At 70.5% G+C, this 17,786-nt stretch carries 14 protein-coding genes; 10 read left to right on the forward strand and 4 right to left on the reverse strand.

Going from position 1 to position 17,786, the window contains the following annotated elements:
* Window positions 1-619: 619 nt before the first annotated feature.
* The gene (locus ACIA5C_RS35200; RefSeq protein ID WP_396062804.1) at window positions 620-1,576 is read right to left on the reverse strand and encodes a diacylglycerol kinase family protein; all 957 of its coding nucleotides are present in this window, start codon (window positions 1,574-1,576) and stop codon (window positions 620-622) included.
* A gap of 1 nt (window position 1,577) precedes the next feature.
* Window positions 1,578-2,870, reverse strand: a complete 1,293-nt coding sequence (locus ACIA5C_RS35205; RefSeq protein ID WP_396062806.1) for an adenylosuccinate synthase — start codon at window positions 2,868-2,870, stop codon at window positions 1,578-1,580.
* Window positions 2,871-2,987: 117 nt separating this feature from the next.
* Between ACIA5C_RS35205 and purD the strand changes: the two genes are divergently transcribed.
* Window positions 2,988-4,229: a phosphoribosylamine--glycine ligase gene (purD, locus tag ACIA5C_RS35210; protein ID WP_396062808.1), complete on the forward strand. Its 1,242-nt coding sequence runs from the start codon at window positions 2,988-2,990 to the stop codon at window positions 4,227-4,229.
* Window positions 4,230-4,269: 40 nt separating this feature from the next.
* On the opposite strand, the gene ACIA5C_RS35215 is transcribed toward purD, so the two are convergent.
* Entirely contained in the window at window positions 4,270-4,722 is a 453-nt protein-coding gene (locus ACIA5C_RS35215; protein ID WP_396062810.1) for an SCP2 sterol-binding domain-containing protein, read from the reverse strand.
* A gap of 126 nt (window positions 4,723-4,848) precedes the next feature.
* Between ACIA5C_RS35215 and ACIA5C_RS35220 the strand changes: the two genes are divergently transcribed.
* From ACIA5C_RS35220 to purL, 6 genes are all read left to right on the forward strand, one after another.
* Window positions 4,849-5,397, forward strand: coding sequence for an ArsR/SmtB family transcription factor (locus tag ACIA5C_RS35220; protein ID WP_396062812.1), 549 nt, complete (start codon window positions 4,849-4,851; stop codon window positions 5,395-5,397).
* Window positions 5,397-6,647, forward strand: coding sequence for an MFS transporter (locus ACIA5C_RS35225; RefSeq protein WP_396062814.1), 1,251 nt, complete (start codon window positions 5,397-5,399; stop codon window positions 6,645-6,647). Before ACIA5C_RS35220 ends, ACIA5C_RS35225 begins: the two co-directional genes overlap by 1 nt.
* Window positions 6,644-8,065 carry an adenylosuccinate lyase gene (gene purB, locus ACIA5C_RS35230; protein WP_396062816.1) on the forward strand — a complete coding sequence of 474 codons (1,422 nt, stop codon included), beginning with the start codon at window positions 6,644-6,646 and terminating at the stop codon, window positions 8,063-8,065. Before ACIA5C_RS35225 ends, purB begins: the two co-directional genes overlap by 4 nt.
* Before the next feature lie 282 nt (window positions 8,066-8,347).
* Entirely contained in the window at window positions 8,348-8,587 is a 240-nt protein-coding gene (gene purS / locus ACIA5C_RS35235) for a phosphoribosylformylglycinamidine synthase subunit PurS (protein ID WP_396062818.1), read from the forward strand.
* Window positions 8,584-9,291: a phosphoribosylformylglycinamidine synthase subunit PurQ gene (purQ, locus tag ACIA5C_RS35240; protein WP_396062920.1), complete on the forward strand. Its 708-nt coding sequence runs from the start codon at window positions 8,584-8,586 to the stop codon at window positions 9,289-9,291. Before purS ends, purQ begins: the two co-directional genes overlap by 4 nt.
* Complete coding sequence (gene purL / locus ACIA5C_RS35245; RefSeq protein WP_396062820.1) at window positions 9,292-11,973, forward strand: phosphoribosylformylglycinamidine synthase subunit PurL; 2,682 nt, start codon at window positions 9,292-9,294, stop codon at window positions 11,971-11,973.
* A gap of 185 nt (window positions 11,974-12,158) precedes the next feature.
* Here purL and ACIA5C_RS35250 read toward each other — a convergent pair whose 3' ends face one another.
* Window positions 12,159-14,255 (reverse strand): carboxypeptidase regulatory-like domain-containing protein, encoded by a 2,097-nt coding sequence (locus tag ACIA5C_RS35250; protein ID WP_396062822.1) that lies wholly within the window; start codon window positions 14,253-14,255, stop codon window positions 12,159-12,161.
* Window positions 14,256-14,412: 157 nt separating this feature from the next.
* Here ACIA5C_RS35250 and ACIA5C_RS35255 point away from each other — a divergent pair, with 157 nt between their 5' ends.
* The 3 genes from ACIA5C_RS35255 to purM all read left to right on the forward strand — a co-directional run bounded on the left by ACIA5C_RS35255 (window position 14,413) and on the right by purM (window position 17,656).
* Window positions 14,413-14,805, forward strand: coding sequence for a sterol carrier family protein (locus ACIA5C_RS35255; RefSeq protein WP_396062824.1), 393 nt, complete (start codon window positions 14,413-14,415; stop codon window positions 14,803-14,805).
* Window positions 14,806-14,886: 81 nt separating this feature from the next.
* Entirely contained in the window at window positions 14,887-16,476 is a 1,590-nt protein-coding gene (gene purF / locus ACIA5C_RS35260; RefSeq protein ID WP_396062922.1) for an amidophosphoribosyltransferase, read from the forward strand.
* 34 nt (window positions 16,477-16,510) lie between these two features.
* Window positions 16,511-17,656 (forward strand): phosphoribosylformylglycinamidine cyclo-ligase, encoded by a 1,146-nt coding sequence (gene purM / locus ACIA5C_RS35265; RefSeq protein ID WP_396062826.1) that lies wholly within the window; start codon window positions 16,511-16,513, stop codon window positions 17,654-17,656.
* The last annotated feature ends 130 nt before the right edge of the window (window positions 17,657-17,786 follow it).

Genomic DNA, 17,786 nt, shown 5'->3' on the forward strand with positions numbered 1-17,786 from the left:
GACGGCTGTGGCCGCCCGACGGGTAGTCGGTCCCGGGTCCACCGTGGTCCTGGCCGGCTCCGGGGTTCTGCGCGCCCGTCTGGCCTGGTGTCGCCCAAGCGCCCGACGGGCCGACCCCTGCGGAGGCATCCGGCTGCGCCGATCCGGGCCCGGCGGAGGCGTCCGGCTGGCCGGGTGCCCAGGCGCCCGACGGGTCGGGGGACAGCGGCTGGGGTGGGGCGTAGCCGGTCGACGGGTCGGCGAAGCCGTTGGCGCCGGGTTCCAGATTGGGCCACGCCTGGGTGGGCGGGGCGGAAGCCGGCTGCTGGGCCGGGAAGGCCTGGGCCGGGAAGGGCTGCGGCGGGTTCGGGATCGGGGGATGGACCGGCTGCTGCGGGATCGCCCCCGGTCGATAGACCCCGCCCTGCGGCTGGAGAGGGATGGCGGGTGGCGCCTCGTGGGGTACGGGCCGGCCGTGCACGGGCGCTTCCAGCTCGTCCTCGGCCCAGAACGGTTCCACGTCACGGTCGGGCGGCGTGGGGTTGTTGCCCGGGACGTAGACGCGGTCGGCGTGCTCGTCCTCCACGGATGATCCTCCCCGTAGACCTATGTCCTTCTATCTCAACACTGACACAGCCGGTCAGCCTGCGTACACCGCCCAGGCTCCGGGTTCGGTCCACCACGAACGCTTGCGGTTGAGGGAGCCGGCCACTCCGTCGTCGAGGAAGGGGAGTTCGCCGTCGCGGGGGAGTACGGACACCGCGCGGCCGCGGGCTCGCCGCACCTCCATCTGCACCTTGGCGCTGCGGAAGCGCTGCTTGATCACGCGGGGGACGGCGACCGCGACCTCGACCTGGCCGTCGGTCGGGTTGCCGTCGGCGAGCAGCTGGAAGCCGTCGACGGAGGCGTACGCGCCGCCGTTGCCGATTGCGCACGCCATGATCGGGTCGCTGCCGTCGGACAGGACTGTCGAGTCGACCTCGACGCGTCCGCGCCAGGGCAGTGCGCGCCCGTCGGCGCCCGCCCCGCCCACCAGGGCACCGTCCACGGTGACCGATCCGCCGTCGTTGCGTAGCAGGTCGAGGCGCCGGACCGAGCCGTCGAGGACCGCGGCGGCAACCGCTTCGGGCGTGCGGGGCAGGCCCAGCTGGGAAGCAAGGTCGTCGACCGAGGAGGGGTCGAGCGGCAGGATCGCCAGTGGCGGCAGGTCGGGAACGGTCCGGTCCTCAGCCAGATCGACCGGTCGCTTGCTCGGCGGGGGCGCGTACCTCCGGACCAGCCGGCGTACGACGGCGCGTAGCTGTCCGTCGCTGGCCGAAGCGACGACCAGCCGCAGTTTGCTGTCCGCGTCGGGCCAGGTCAGGCCGTCGGTGCGGGGTGCGCCGTCGAATCGGGCGATCACCTCGTCGATCTCGGCGTCGGAGCTCGCGGTGATCGTCTCGACGCGGGCGCCGGCCGTGGTCAGCGCCTCGGCGCAGCGCAGCACCGGCACCCGCGGGGCACACGGGTCGCGTTCCAGCGCCGAGCAGGCGCCTTCACAAGAGGACCCGCACGACCCGGAACCCTCGGCAAGCGAAAGGATGACGACGTCGTACACGTCAGGATCCGCTCAGCACCGAGTGGCGTTCGATGACCGCCTCGCGGCCGGGGCCGACGCCGACGATCGAGATGCGGGCCCGGATGCGTTCCTCGACGAACTCGACGAAGCGCTGGGCGTCCTTAGGGAGATCTTCGAAGCGGCGGCAGCCGGAGATGTCGGATTTCCAGCCGGGCAGCGTCTCGTAAATCGGGACAGCGTGGTGGAAGTCGGTCTGGTTGATCGGCATCTCGTCGTGGCGTACGCCGTTGACGTCGTAGGCCACACAGACCGGGATCTCGTCCAGGTCGTCGTAATTGTCCAACTTGGTCATCGCGAAGTCGGTGACCCCGTTGATGCGCTGGGCATAGCGTCCGATGACCAGGTCGAGCCAGCCGATGCGGCGCGGGCGGCCGGTCGTCGTGCCGTACTCGTGGCCGACCTCGCGCAGGTAGTCGCCGAACTTGTCGTGCAGTTCGGTCGGGAACGGTCCCTCGCCGACCCGCGACGTGAACGCCTTCAGCACCGCGACCACCCGGTCGATGCGGGTCGGCGGGATGCCGGAACCCGTGCACGCCCCGCCCGAAGTCGCGTTCGAGCTGGTCACGAACGGGTAGGTGCCGTGATCGACGTCGAGCAGCGTGGCCTGGCCGGCCTCGCAGAGCACGACCTTGCCCGCGTCGATCGCCTCGGAGAGCTCCAGCGCGGTGTCGCCCACATAGGGCCGCAGGCGTTCGACGTACGAAAGAAGCTCGGCGACGACATCGTCGGGCTTCACCGCCTGGCGGTTGTAGATCTTCGACAGCACCTGGTTTTTGAAGCTCAGTGCGGCCTCGACCTTCTGACGAAGGATCGAGGAGTCGAAGAGGTCCTGCACCCGGACGCCGAGACGGTTCATCTTGTCGGCGTAGGTCGGGCCGATGCCGCGGCCCGTCGTGCCGATGCGGCGGGCGCCCAGGTAACGCTCGCTGACCTTGTCGAGCGAGCGGTTGTACGACGGGATGACGTGCGCGTTGGCGCTGATGCGCAGGCGGGATGTGTCGATGCCGCGGGCCTCGAGACCGTCGATCTCCTGGAACAGCACACCGAGATCGACCACCACACCGTTGCCGATCACCGGGGTCACACCCGAGGTGAGAATGCCGCTGGGCAGCAAGTGCAGCGCGTACTTCTCGCCGTTGATCACCACAGTGTGACCCGCGTTGTTGCCACCGTTGAACTTGACCACGTAGTCGAGCCGGTCTCCCAGCAGGTCAGTGGCCTTGCCCTTGCCCTCGTCGCCCCATTGGGCGCCGACCATCACGATCACCGGCACTTCCGTGACGCCTTCCGTCGAACGGGTCGTACTCGGGGAAGCCCGGGTACTGCCGAAGTTTACGCGAAGGCCCAGCTGCGCGACGTGCGGAAGGAGACGCCGGTAGGATCCACGGCCGTGCGCGTACTTCTGATCGGTTCCGGTGGCCGCGAGCACGCGATCGCCCTCGGCCTCGCCGCCGACCCGTCCGTCGACTTCCTGGCCGCCGCGCCCGGCAACCCGGGCATTGCCCAGGTCGCCGAGTTGCACCAGGTCACCGCCACCGACCCGGCCGCCGTGGCGGCCCTCGCGGTCGAGCTGACGGCCGATCTGGTCGTGGTCGGACCGGAGGCGCCCCTGGTTGCCGGGGTGGCCGACGCGGTGCGCGCCAAGGGCATCGCCTGTTTCGGCCCGAGCGCGGCCGCGGCCCAGCTCGAAGGTTCGAAGGAGTTCGCCAAGGGCGTGATGGCGGCGGCCGGGGTGCCGACCGCACTGTCCTACGCGTGCACCGACGAGGCGGCGGTGCGGCGCGCGCTCGACGACCTCGGCACGCCCTACGTGGTCAAGAACGACGGGCTCGCGGCCGGCAAGGGCGTCGTCGTCACCGACGATCGCGCGGCCGCCGCGAAGCACGCCGCCGACTGCGGCAAGGTCGTGATCGAGCAATATCTTCCCGGTCCCGAGGTCTCGCTGTTCGTGGTCACCGACGGCACGGCGGCGCTTCCGCTGATGCCGGCGCAGGACTTCAAACGGCTCGCCGACGGCGACGCCGGGCCGAACACCGGCGGCATGGGTGCGTACGCGCCGTTGAGCTGGGCGCCGCACAACCTGGTTCCGCAGGTGATGCGCGAGGTGGTCGAGCCGACCCTGGCCGAGATGCGCAAGCGGGAGACGCCGTTCGCCGGGTTGCTCTACGTCGGACTCGCGCTCACCCCGGACGGGCCGAAGGTGATCGAGTTCAATGCGCGGTTCGGCGACCCGGAGACCCAGGTCGTGCTGGCGCTGCTGGAGACGCCGCTGGGCGGCCTGCTCAGCGCGGCTGCGACCGGGACGCTCGCGGCTCATCCGCCGCTGCGCTGGCGGGAGGGCGCGGCGGTGACGGTGGTGGTGGCCGGTAAGGACTATCCGGCGACCCCGCGTACGGGCGATGTGATCGAGGGCGCGGAGCGCCCGGGCGTCATTCACGCCGGCACCGCCCGCCGTGCCGACGGCGCCCTGGTTTCGGCCGGCGGCCGGGTGCTGAGCCTGACCGCCACCGGCGCGAACCTGACCGAGGCGCGCGAGGCCGCCTACGCCCTGGCCGACGGGGTACGCCTGGACGGCGCGCACTATCGCACCGACATCGCCCTCTCCGCCGTCGAGGACCGCATCAGGCTGTGATCTCCGATGCCGGCCGTGGCCGGCATCGGAGCAGCGGAAGTCAGCCCTTCGGGATGTCGAAGAGCTTGGCGACCTGGGCGGCCAGCGCGAGGTCGCCCTTGGCCTTGATCTTGCCGGTCATGAACATCATCATCGGGTTGCCGTCGCCCGAGACGACCTTGAGGAACGTGACCGGGTCCATGGTCATGGCCAGCTTCGGGTCGCGGGCCGGCTGGTTGGTGACCGTGCAGGCGCCGTTCTCGATCACCGTCTCGTAGGTGTCGCTCGAGCCGCCGGCGCCGCCGGTGAGGATCCAGTGGATCACGGCCGAGGTGTTGCCGGCCTTGTCGGCGCGGAACAGCGTCGGCATGCGGCCGAAGACCTCGTCGAGGATCTTGCCGCGCGACTCGCCGGCCATGACCTCGGCGAGCTTCGAGTCGGGAGTGGTCTTGACGAGCTGAGCGAACTCCTTGGGGCCGATCGCGGAGAGCGACTCAACGTTGAAATCAGTCATCGGTGGACCTTTCAGGCGTGGAACCTACTCGTCGGTAACCCTAGCGACAATGCCGCCTCGACGAGCAGTCTGCCACTCCCAAATGACCGTTGGACAGTCGGCTCCCTCTGTGCCAGACTCCCAAACATGTCTTTGGGGGATGACGAGACGACCCAGAACCGGGCGGCCCTCCGCGCGATGGCCCACCCGATCCGGCTACGGATCATGTCGCTGCTCACCGGCGCGCCCCTGACCGCGGCCGAGGTCGCCCGCGAACTCGGCATCAGCCACGCCAACGCGAGCTATCACCTGCGCAACCTACTCACCGGCGGCCTGATCGTCCCGGCCGGCGAGGAGAAGATCCGCGGCGGCGTCGCCAAGCGCTACCGCTACGACACGCACCGGGAGGAAGGCCTCGGCCCGGTGCCGGACGAGCGGCTGCGCGCCGACTTCAACGCCGTCGCCGACGAGCTGATCCGCCGGGTCCGGATCACGAGGTTCCCGGCCGAGGGCAAGCTGCTCGCCGACGCCGAGCTCTGGGTCGACCGGGAGACCTGGCGCGCGATCCGCACCCGGGTGCACGACGCGATCAAGGAACTGCACGACGCGGCCCAGCCGCCCCGCACCCCCGGCACCATCCGCACCGGCACCACCGTCGCCATGTTCGAGATGCTTCCCCCCGAGACGGAGAAGTGATGTCCGCCCTGGCTCCGCTGCGCCATCCCGCCTTCCGATCGCTGGCCGCCGGCCGCACGATCAACGCGTTCGGCAACTCGTTCGCCGCCGTCGCTCTTGCCTTCGCCGTCCTCGACATCACCGGGTCGGCCAGCGACCTCGGCCTGGTGGTCGGCACGCGCACCCTGCTCATGGTCGTCTTCCTGCTGTTCGGCGGGGTGCTCGCCGACCGCCTACCCAAGCACCTGCTGATGGTCGGCTCCAACCTGGTCGCCGCGCTCTCGCAGGGCGCCGCGGCCACCCTGGTGCTCACTCACACCGCGACCATTCCGATGCTGATCGGCCTGGCCGCGGTCAACGGCACCGCGGCGGCGCTGTCGATGCCGGCCAGTTCGGCCCTGCTGCCGCGAACGGTGCCGGACGAGATCCGCCAGCAGGCGAACGCGTTGAGCCGCATCCTGCTCAACTCGGCGCAGATCTTCGGCGCGCCGATCGCCGGTGTGGTCGTGGCCGCGGTCGGCCCGGGGTGGGGCATCGCCGTCGACGCCACGTCGTTCGCGCTGGCCGCGGGGGCGTTCGCGCTTGTTCGCGTACCTCAACCGACAGTGACCGGACCGGTCGAGCGACCTCACCTCTTCGCCGATCTCCGGACCGGATGGGTCGAGTTCCGCTCGCGGGAGTGGCTGTGGGTGGTGGTGGTCGGCTTCTGCGTCGCCAATGCGGCCTGGAGCGGCGGCGTGGCCGTCCTCGGCCCGGTGATCGCCAGCAAGAGCTTCGGCAGCCAGGGCTGGGGCCTGATCCTCGGCGCGCAGACCGCCGGCATGATCATCGGCGGCGTGATCGCGATGCGGCTGCGCCTGCGGCGCATGCTCTATTTCGGCGTCGCCACCTGCTTTCCGTACGCGTTGCCGCTGCTCGCGCTCGGCACCTTTCCCCGCGTCTACGTGCTGGTGCCGTGCGCCTTCGTGGCCGGCCTGATGATCGAGCAGTTCGGGGTCGCCTGGGAGACGACCATGCAGGAGCACGTTCCGGCCGACAAGCTGGCCCGGGTCTACTCCTACGACATGCTCGGCTCGCTGCTCGCGATGCCGGTCGGTGAGGTCGCGGTCGGCCCGATCTCGAAACTGGCCGGCGTCGAGACGACCGTGTTCGGCGCCGGTGTGCTGGTCGTACTCGCCGTGATCGGCATGTTGAGCAGCCGTGACGTGCGCACTCTGCCGCACAAGCGGTCGGAGCCGGTGGTCGAGCCCATGGAAGAATCGGTCCCGTGACCATCCCGAACGTCCTTGCTTCCCGTTACGCCTCCACCGAACTCGTCGACCTATGGTCGCCCGAGGAAAAGATCCGGATGGAGCGGCGGCTCTGGCTCGCCGTCCTGAAGGCACAGCGCGACCTGGGCGTGGTGGTGCCGGACGGGGCGATCGAGGCGTACGAGTCGGTCGTCGACCAGGTCGACCTCGCGTCGATCGCCGCGCGTGAGCGCGTCACCCGGCACGACGTGAAGGCGCGCATCGAGGAGTTCAGCGCGCTGGCCGGCTTCGAGCAGATCCACAAGGGCATGACCTCGCGCGACCTGACCGAAAACGTGGAGCAACTGCAGATCCGCGCGTCGCTGGTGCTGATCCGCGACCGGGCGGTCGCGACGCTGTCCCGGCTCGCCGCGCTCGCGGTCGAGCACTCCGACCTGGTGATCACCGGCCGCTCGCACAACGTCGCGGCGCAGGCGACCACGCTGGGCAAGCGGTTCGCCTCGGCCGCCGAGGAGCTGCTCATCGCGTACGAGCGGCTCGACGACCTCATCGGCCGCTACCCGCTTCGCGGCATCAAGGGTCCGGTCGGCACCGCCGCCGACCAGCTCGACCTGCTCGACGGCGACTTCGAGGCGCTCGGCCAGCTCGAGCAGCGGGTCGCCGGCCACCTCGGCTTCAACCGGGTGCTGACCAGCGTCGGCCAGGTCTACCCCCGATCGCTCGACTTCGACGTGATCTCGTCGCTGGTCCAGATCGTCTCCGGGCCGTCCTCGCTCGCCACCACGATCCGTCTGATGGTCGGCCAGGAGCTGGTCACCGAGGGGTTCAAGCCGGGACAGGTCGGGTCGTCGGCGATGCCGCACAAGATGAACACCCGGTCGTCGGAGCGGGTCAACGGGCTCGCCGTGATCGTTCGCGGTTACCTCTCGATGGTCGGCGAGCTGGCCGGCGACCAGTGGAACGAGGGCGACGTCTCGTGCTCGGTGGTTCGGCGGGTCGCCCTGCCGGACGCGTTCTTCGCCACCGACGGGCTGTTCCAGACTTTCCTGACCGTGCTCGACGAGTTCGGCGCCTACCCGGCGGTGATCGCTCGCGAGCTCGACCGGTTCCTGCCCTTCCTGGCCACTACCAAGATCCTCGTGGCGGCGGTGCGCAAGGGCGTCGGCCGAGAGGTCGCGCACGAGGTGATCAAGGAGCACTCGGTCGGTGTCGCTCTCGCGATGCGGGAAAAGGGCGCGGCCGAAAACGATCTGTTCGACCGCCTGGCCGCCGACGGCCGGCTCCAGCTGAGCCGCGGCGAGATCGACTCGCTGGTGGCCGACCGGGCCGCGTTCGTCGGAGCGGCGCCATCGCAGGTGCAGGCGCTCGCCGAGCGCATCGCCGCGCTCGTGGCGGCAAATCCCTCGGCCGCCAAATATCAGCCCGCACCCATCCTCTGAGAACTGAGGGCCGCCGGGGCGCGACGGAGCTCGACCCTCACGTCGCACCCCAGCTGCTGCCCTGACGGTAAACGGGGGCGTCGATGTCCGCCAAGACGTCACTCACCCCATCCCCCCGACGTGATGACTATTGAAGGCTTCACCGACGGGTGGTTGAGATCACCACCGAGATTGCCTGCTCAGCGCCGTGACCGTCGCGCTGCCGACACCGGCCGATGCCTTCGGCGCCCGGTTCACAAGGTAGGCTTCGCGGTGCTCACACCTCACCAGTCAGGAGTGCCCGTGCCTCGCGTCGTGGTCGACGTCATGCTCAAGCCGGAGATCCTCGATCCGCAGGGCCAGGCGGTCGCAAACGCACTGCCCCGGCTCGGCGTGACCGACGTCTCCTCGGTCCGCATCGGTCGCCGGATCGAGATCGAGTTCGCCGGTGAGCCGGATGCCGAGCGGGCTCGGGAGATCGCCGACAAGCTCCTGGCCAATCCAGTAATCGAGGACTTCTCGATCAAGGTGGAGGACGCCTGACCATGCGAATCGGTGTGGTCACCTTCCCGGGTTCACTCGACGACGGGGACGCGGCCCGCGCCGCGCGCATCGCCGGCGCCGACATCGTCCGCCTCTGGCACGGCGACGCCGACCTGCATCGGGTCGATGCGGTCGTGCTGCCCGGCGGCTTCTCGTACGGCGATGCCCTGCGCTGCGGTGCGATCGCCCGTTTCGCGCCGGCCATGGACTCGATCGTCGACGCAGCCCGCGGCGGCATGCCGGTCCTCGGCATCTGCAACGGCTTCCAGATCCTCTGCGAGGCGCACCTTCTGCCGGGCGCGCTCACCCGCAACCAGCACCTGCACTTCCGCAACCGCGACCAGTGGCTGCGCATCGAGTCGACCGACACCGCCTGGACCAACGGTTACCAGGCCGGTCAGGAAATCCTGATCCCGGTGAAGAACGGCGAGGGCTGCTTCGTGGCCGACGAGCAGACGCTCGACGCGCTCGAGGCCGAGGGCCGCGTCGTCGCCCGCTATATCAACGGCAACCCCAACGGGTCCCAGCGGGACATCGCCGCGATCACCAATGAGGCCGGCAACGTCGTCGGCATCATGCCGCACCCGGAACACGCGGTGGAGGCGCTCACCGGTCCGTCGCTCGACGGCCTCGGCTTCTTCACCTCCGTCCTGCGGGCCCTGGCGGGGGCGTCCGCGGGTGGACAGCACGCAGGGGGACAGTAAATGACGACCCAGCCGGAGACGGCCGAGGCGCCAGGAACGAAGCCGTCCGGCTTCGCCGCGACGGACGTGCTGGTCAATGAGTTCGACGGCGGGCCCGACACGGTCCAGCGCGCTTTGAGTACGCCGGAGGAACTGCAGCCGCACACCGAGCTAGGCCTCAAGGACGACGAGTACGACCGCATCCGCCAGATCCTCGGCCGGCGTCCGACGGCATCCGAGCTGGCGATGTACTCGATCATGTGGAGCGAACACTGCTCGTACAAGTCGAGCAAGGTGCACCTGCGCCAGTTCGGCGAGAAGGTCCCGCAGAACACCCGCATGCTCGCCGGCATCGGCGAGAACGCGGGCGTCGTCCAGATCTCCGACGACATCGCGGTGACCTTCAAGGTCGAGTCGCACAACCACCCCAGCTTCGTCGAGCCCTACCAGGGTGCGGCCACCGGCGTCGGCGGCATCGTCCGCGACATCCTGGCGATGGGCGCGCGGCCGATCGCGGTGATGGACCCGCTGCGGTTCGGCGCGGCCGACCACCCCGACACCGCCCGGGTGCTGCCCGGCGTCGTCTCCGGCATCGGCGGCTACGGCAACTGCCTGGGCCTGCCCAACATCGGCGGCGAGATCGTCTTCGACCCGACCTACCAGGGCAACCCGCTGGTCAACGCCCTCAGCATCGGCGTGCTGCCGGTCGAGCGGCTCCAGCACAAGGAGGCGGCGGGCATCGGCAACGTCGTCGTGCTGCTCGGTGCCCGCACCGGGCGCGACGGCATCGGCGGTGTCTCGGTGCTCGCGTCGGCGACCTTCGTCGAGGGCGTCGAGCAGCGCCGCCCGTCGGTGCAAGTCGGTGACCCGTTCATGGAAAAGCTGCTGATCGAGAGCTGCCTCGAGCTCTACGATGCCGGCCTCGTCGCCGGCATCCAGGACCTCGGCGGCGCCGGTCTGACCTGCGCGCTCACCGAGACCGCGGCCGCGGCCGGCACCGGCATGCGGGTGTGGCTCGAGCGGGTGCCGCTGCGCGAGGCCTCGATGTCGCCGACCGAGATCCTGGCCAGCGAGTCACAGGAGCGCATGCTCCTCATCGTCACGCCGGAAAACCTCGAGCAGGTGCTGGCGGTCGCCGACAAGTGGGGCGTCTGGGCCACCGCGATCGGCGAGGTCACCCCCCACCAGGGCGACGGTTCGCCCGGCCGCCTGGTGATCAGCTGGAACGACCACGTCGTCGTCGACGTGCCGCCCGGCTCGCTGGCCGACGACGGCCCGGTCTACGCCCGGCCCATCCGTGAGCCGGCCGACCTGATCCTGCTGCAGGCCGACAAGGCGGAGACGCTGCCCCGGCCGCAGACCGGCGACGAACTGCGCGAGACGCTCCTGCGGATGGCGGCGTCGCCCAACCTCTGCGACAAGAGCTGGGTCACCGAGCAGTACGACCGGTACGTGCTCGGCAACACGGTGCTCGCCCAGCCGGAAGACTCCGGTGTGCTCCGCATCGACGAACAGAGCGGCCTGGGTGTCGCGCTGTCGGTCGACGGCAACGGGCGATTCGCCCGCCTCGATCCGTACGAGGGTGCCAAGCTCGCGCTCGCCGAGGCGTACCGCAACGTGGCCGTCACCGGCGCCGAGCCGGTCGCCGTGACCGACTGCCTCAACTTCGGCTCGCCGGAAGACCCGGCCGTGATGTGGCAGTTCGCCGAGGCCGTGCGCGGTCTCGCCGACGGCTGCCAGCAGCTCGGCACCCCGGTGACCGGCGGCAACGTCAGCTTCTACAACCAGACCGGCGCGGCCGCCATCCACCCGACCCCGGTGGTCGGCGTGCTCGGCGTCTTCGACAACGTGGCCCGGCGCATCCCGATGGGCTTCCCGCAGACCACCGACGGCGATCAGCTCTTCCTGCTCGGCGAGACCCACTCGGAGCTGTCCGGCTCCGAGTGGGCCTGGGTCACCCACGGCCACCTCGGCGGCCGGCCGCCCAAGGTCGACCTGGTCGCCGAGCAGCGCCTCGGCTACCTGATGGCCCGGGCATCGATGGCCGGCCACGTGGCGGCGGCGCACGACCTCTCCGACGGCGGTCTCGCCCAGGTGCTGGTCGAGAGCTGCCTGCGATACAACGTGGGAGCGAGCATCACGCTGCCGCAGGACGACAACTCGGCGTTCGTGCACCTGTTCAGCGAGTCGGCGGGGCGCGCGCTGGTGGCGATCCCGCGCGGTCACGACCAGGCGTTCGCCGCGCTCGCCGCCGAGTACGGCGTGGCGTGCACCCCGGTCGGCGTCACCACGGCCGAGCCGGTCCTGGACGTGCAGGGCGAGTTCTCGGTCCAACTCGACGAGGTGCGCGAAGCCTGGACCGGCACCCTGCCGCGGCTCTTCGGCGGCCCGGCCGAGCTGGCCAACCGCCACGGCGACCCGGAGCACGCGGCCGACCCGACCGCCCCGGCCGGCCGGGACGACGCCGACGAGGTGCTCGAAACGGCAGCGGCCGGCGCGGCGATGGAGTCGGCGGCCCCGATCGAGGCCGACGGCATCCCGGCGGCCGCGGTCGCCGAGGTGAAGGACGAGGTCCGTTCGGTCGAGCTCGAGATCACCGAGCCCGTCGCAGCCCCCGAGCCCGCCGCAGCCGCCGAGCCGGCCGCAGCCGCCGACGGCCAATCAGCCGCCGAGCCGGCCACCCCGGAGCAGCCGGAAGACTGACCCACCGAACGACGAAGAAGCCCGGCCGCGCGGCCGGGCTTCTTTCATGTCTGCCCGGGCTTCTCTGTTCCGGGTGGAAAACGAAGCGGCCCCGCGCGAGCAATCGCGCGGGGCCGCTCTCGTTCAGTCCGCCGGTTCAGTAGCTGGCCGGTTCAGTCACGCTGGCCGGTTCAGTGGCCGCCGGCTCAGTAGCTGCCCGGGCGCCGACCGCCACGACGGCTGGGCTGGTCCGGGTCGTCCTCGTAGCCGCGCCGACCGGCGTAGCCGCCGTTGTCCTCGTCGTACTGCTGCTGGTCATAGCCGTAGCCGCCGCCCTGCTGCTGCGGGGGCCGCCCGGTGCCACCAGGCTGGCCGCCGCCGTACTGGCCGCCTGGTGGCGGAGCCTGCGGCTGGTCATAGGCCTGGTCGTAGCCGCCACGCTCGTCGTAGCCACCACCGGCACCGCCCCCGTACTGGCCGCCGCCGTATTGTCCGCCGCCGCCGCCGCCGCCGCCGGCCGCGCCGTTGGCCGCGCCGCCATAGGTGCCGCCGTACTGGCCGCCACCACCCGGCTGGGCGGCCGGACCGCCCTGCGGGGCGTAACCGGTGCCGCTGTCGACGCCACCGGCCGGCGCACCCCACGTGCCGTAGCCGCCCTGATCAGGCTGCTCCGGCACGTAGCCGCCACCGCTCTGGTAGCCGCCGGCCGCACCGTAGTCGTCGTCCTGGCGTCCGCCGCCGTAAGCGCCCCCGCCGTACGCGCCGGCACCGTACTGCCCGCCACCGGCGTTGCCGCCGTAGCCCGGCTGGCCGTAACCGTCCGGCTCGGGCTCGGGCTGGTAGAGGCCGGTGTGCTCGTCGAAGCGCTCCTGGCCCGCACCGGCGTTGCCGGCGCCGTACTGGCCGCCGCCGTACTGAGCGTTGCCCGCGCCGTACTGACCGGTGCCGGCGTAGTCGTCGCCGTCCGGCCCGTACTGGTTCGGCGCGCCGTACTGGTTGGCGCCCTGGTCGTCCCAGCCGCCCGGGGCCGCACCGGCGTAGCTGCCCTGCGGGGGCAGCGGGACCCCGTAGGGGTCGGGGAACTCGTCCTCGGGCGCAACCGGCGGCACCGGTCGGTGCAGCATGGTCGGCGCGTCGGCCATCGAGGGCGCACCCGAGCGTGGCGCGACCATGGTCGCCGCTGCGGGGTTGCCCATGCCGCCGATCGGAGCACCGCCGACGCGGGTGGCGTCGTTGAACCGGCCCTGGCTGGGCGGCACCACGCCGGGCCCGCCGCCCATCGCGGTCGGGTCGCCACCGTCGGGGCCGCCGTCGGCGGCCTTGCCCGCGTTCCTGCGTCGCATCAGCACCAGCACGATCGCGCCGATGCCGGCCGCCACGAGCAGAGCGCCCAGGACCACGAACAGCATGGAGCCGGAGCCGCTGTCCTGGCTCGCGTTCTTGGTGTCGCTGCTCGGCAGGTTGACCTGCGGACCGGCGGGCGCGCCGGTGTCGAGGACGGAGCCCGGGTCGAGGCTGGAACCGGCCGAGACCGACGGCGATGCCGACGGGCTGCTCGAGGCCGAGGCCGTAGTCGCCTTGAGGACCAGCGTGACCTTTACCGTCTTGCCGGCTTCACCGGTCACGTTGACGACGCTGTTGTCGCCGAAACCGTCCTTGCCCGCCCCGACGGTGATGTTGCCGGGTGCGATCGGGTTGGAGTCGCTCGACAGGATCGAGAACGAGCCGGAGCCGTTGCTGACGGCCTGGAACGTCTTGCCGCTGCTGTCCTGTGCGCCGATCCGGGCACCGGAGATGCCCTTGCCGCCGGTGTCGGTCACCTTGCCGGTGATCGCCCGGACGCTCTGCGGCTTGTCCGGCCCGGTGACTGTGATCGTCGCCTGGCCCGGTGAACTCTTCGCGCCGTTGCTCGTCGCGGTGATGGAGACGGTGACCTGCTGGGTCTGGCCGGCTCCCACCTGCGGCATCTTGACGTGCGAAGTGAAGTTCTGGGTGGCGCCGGGCTGGATCTGGAGGTTTTGGCCGCAGTCGTTGGCGGCGCACTGGGCGCCCGAGAAATCGATCTGGACAGTGCTGTCCTTGTCGTTCCCTCCGCCGATGCCGCCGGCCGGGTTGTTGTTGGTCACGCGGTAGCTGATCGCCACCGTGCCACCGGACAGAACGTTGTTGGGTTGCTCTCCAGTGACAACCACGGTCGGCGGCGTTGCCGCCAGCGCGATCGCGGGCGCGACGGCGATACCGCCGACCACCAGGGCCAGGAACCCTACGGCTTGTGCCGCCCGGGCTCTCAGGTGCGTCGTCACGTACACCGCCTTCCGGTCGCACGGTTCCGGCCGTCTCGTTAGGTGCCGGAAAGATCCCGCGACTAAAACACCGTCGGCCACTATGCCTTGTCACACGTCCATCGCGCGACCCAGGGGCGCGTACCAATCTCGGCAGTGCGGGTCGTATCGTCCCGACGTGTCCCCTGCGCACATTAAATCCGAGTCGGTCACCCGAGCGTTGAACGCGCTGGATCGCGGTGCGGAACCAGAGCGTACGGACCTGCGTGACGCTGTGCGAGCGTTGCTGGCCGAGTTGTCCCGCCGTGCACCTGGCCGATCGGTGGAGGTGCGAATTCCGCCTTTCGGTGCGATTCAGTGTGTACCGGGTCCCCGGCACACCCGTGGCACACCGCCCAATGTGGTCGAAACGGACCCGGTCACCTGGCTGCTCGTCGCCACGGAGCGTGTGACCTGGGCAGATGCGCTGAGTGACGGACGTCTCCGGGCGAGCGGCATCCGCACCGATCTCACCGAGTTCTTGCCGCTGGATCGCGATCCCGGACGCGGGCAGGCCGCAACCGAGCACTGAGCCGCCCCCGGTCTCCTCGCGTACACTGGGCGCTCGGAGCGGACCAGCAAGTTCGAGCAGATCAGCATGAGGGAGCAACAGGTGCCCCGAGGCGACGGCCGGTTGACCGACGATCTCGACCCCCAGGAGCGCGGCCCCCAGGATGCCTGCGGCGTCTTCGGCGTCTGGGCCCCCGAAGAAGAGGTCGCCAAACTCACTTACTTCGGCCTTTTCGCACTGCAGCACCGCGGCCAGGAGGCCGCCGGCATCGCCGTCAGTGACGGCTCGGGCGTGGTGGTCTACAAGGATCTCGGTCTGGTTTCCCAGGTCTTCGACGAGCCGACGCTGGCCAGCCTGCGCGGCCACCTGGCAATCGGCCACACGCGTTACTCGACCACCGGCGGGTCGAACTGGGAAAATGCCCAGCCGACCATCCGCGCCACCACGGCCGGCACGACTATCGCGCTCGCCCACAACGGCAACCTCGTCAACACCGCCGAGTTGGCCCGCGAGGTCGCCGAGCGCGGACTGGACGCCACCGGATCCTCGGAAATGGGCGCCACCTCCGACACCGCTCTCGTCACGACTCTCCTGGCCGGCCGCCCCGACCTCTCGGTCGAGGCCGCGGCACTCGAGGTGCTCCCGCGGCTGCGCGGCGCGTTCAGCTTCGTCTTCATGGACGAGAGCACGCTCTACGCGGCACGCGACGCCCAGGGCGTACGCCCGCTGGTGCTCGGCCGCATGGACCGAGGCTGGGTGATCGCCAGCGAGACGGCCGCCCTCGACATCGTCGGGGCCAGCTTCGTACGCGAGGTCGAGCCCGGCGAGATGCTGGCGGTCGACGAGCACGGCCTGCGTTCGACCCGGTTCGCCGCGCCCGAACCCAAGGGCTGTCTCTTCGAGTACGTCTATCTCGCGCGCCCCGACACCACGATCGCCGGCCGCAACGTCTACTCGGCCCGCGTCGAGATCGGCCGGCGGCTGGCCAAGGAGCACCCGATCGAGGCCGACCTGGTGATCCCGGTTCCCGAGTCGGGCACACCGGCCGCGATCGGTTACGCCGAGGCGTCGGGCATCCCCTACAGCGCCGGCCTGACCAAGAACGCGTACGTCGGCCGCACCTTCATCCAGCCGTCGCAGACGATTCGCCAGCTGGGCATCCGGCTCAAGCTCAACCCGCTGCGCGAGGTGGTGCGCGGCAAGCGCCTGGTGGTCGTCGACGACACCATCGTCCGTGGCAACACCCAGCGCGCCCTGGTGCGCATGCTGCGCGAGGCGGGCGCCCTCGAGGTGCACGTGCGCATCTCGGCGCCGCCGGTGCAGTGGCCGTGTTTTTACGGCATCGACTTCGCGACCCGGGCCGAGCTGATCGCGAACGGCCTGGAAATAGACGGCATCCGCCGCTCGATCGGGGCCGACACTCTGGGCTATGTTTCCATGGACAGCCTGATCCAGGCGACGGAGCAGCCGAAGTCGCGTCTCTGCATGGCGTGCTTCGACGGCAACTATCCGATCGAGCTGCCGGCCGGCAACCTGATCGGCAAGCACCTGCTGGAGGGTGTCGGCAAGCGTGCGGCGTCGGCCACCGAGGCCGCGGTCGCGGAGCTCGAGACCGACTACGACGCGCGGGAATACGACGACGAGTCGCTGGTCGCCAGCCCGGGCGGCGCGAACGCCCTGCACCACCCGTGACTTCTGCCAGTAATACACCGCTAAGGGGAGAACCGTGACGCACGTGTCCGAGCGCAATGCCGGATCCAACGGCGCGGAAGGAGACCGGCTGCCCTGGACGGCCGGTTCGGGCCGCGGGGGCCGCAAGCGCACGGCGACGTACGCGGACGCCGGCGTCTCGATCGAGGCCGGCGACCGGGCGGTCGAGCTCCTCAAGTCCAAAGTGAAGAAGACCACCCGTCCCGAGGTCATCGGCGATCTGGGCGGCTTCTCCGGTCTCTTCCGGCTCAACACCGCGAAGTACAAGAGCCCGGTCCTGGCCTCGTCGACCGACGGTGTCGGCACCAAGCTGGTGATCGCCCAGCAGCTCGACATCCACGACACGATCGGCATCGACCTGGTCGCCATGGTCGTCGACGACCTGGTCGCCTGCGGTGCCGAGCCGCTGTTCCTGCTCGACTACATCGCCTGCGGCGAGGTCGTGCCGGACAAGGTCGCCGAGATCGGCGCCGGCATCGCCGACGGCTGCCGCTACGCCGGCTGCGCCCTGCTCGGCGGCGAGACCGCCGAGCACCCGGGGGTGTTGCGCCCCGACGAGTACGACGTTTCCGCGACCGGTGTCGGTGTGGTCGAGGAGAGCGAGATCCTGGGCCGCGAACGGGTCGAGGTGGGCGACGCGGTGATCGCCATGCGGTCGTCCGGTCTCCACTCGAACGGCTACTCGCTGGTGCGGCACGTGCTGCTCGGTGCCGGCCGGATGCGCCTCGACTCGGTCGTCGACGACTTCGGCTCGCAGCGCACCCTGGGCGAGGAGCTGCTGACCCCCACCAAGATCTACGCCAAGGACTGCCTGGGCCTGATCGAGGAGACCGATGTACGAGTGTTCTCGCACGTCACCGGCGGCGGCATCCCCGGCAACCTGGTCCGGGTCCTGCCCGAGCACGTCGACGCGGTGGTCGACCGGGCGACCTGGCGGCCGCAGCCGATCTTCGACCTGATCCAGGCCAAGGGCCGGATCGAGGATTCGGAGATGGAGGCCACGTTCAACATGGGCGTGGGCATGTTCGCGATCGTCTCGTCCGACGACGCCGACCGCGCGATGGCCTACCTGACCGGGCGGGGCGTCGAGGCGTGGCAGGTCGGCGAGATCATCGACGGCACGGGTGAAGTGCAGATGATGGGGCAGTACACCCGGGGCTGACCGCTGGCTGTCCGTCGGGCAAACGTGAAATGATCCGCGTGTGTCGATGTCCGGCACATGCGGATCTTTCGTCTACGGGTGGATCGTCGGGCCTAGCCTGACCCCAGGCGTCGGACAGGGACGCCGGACG

Origin of the sequence: Actinoplanes sp. NPDC051343, from assembly GCF_044455125.1 — a bacterium.
GTDB lineage: Bacteria > Actinomycetota > Actinomycetes > Mycobacteriales > Micromonosporaceae > Actinoplanes.

Coding starts and splice junctions, on each gene's coding strand:
- ACIA5C_RS35225 (WP_396062814.1), top strand. CDS start 5,397: ATGTCCGCCCTGGCTCCGCTGCGCCATCCCGCCTTCCGATCGCTGGCC.
- purL (WP_396062820.1), top strand. CDS start 9,292: ATGACGACCCAGCCGGAGACGGCCGAGGCGCCAGGAACGAAGCCGTCC.
- ACIA5C_RS35215 (WP_396062810.1), bottom strand. CDS start 4,722: ATGACTGATTTCAACGTTGAGTCGCTCTCCGCGATCGGCCCCAAGGAG.
- ACIA5C_RS35220 (WP_396062812.1), top strand. CDS start 4,849: ATGTCTTTGGGGGATGACGAGACGACCCAGAACCGGGCGGCCCTCCGC.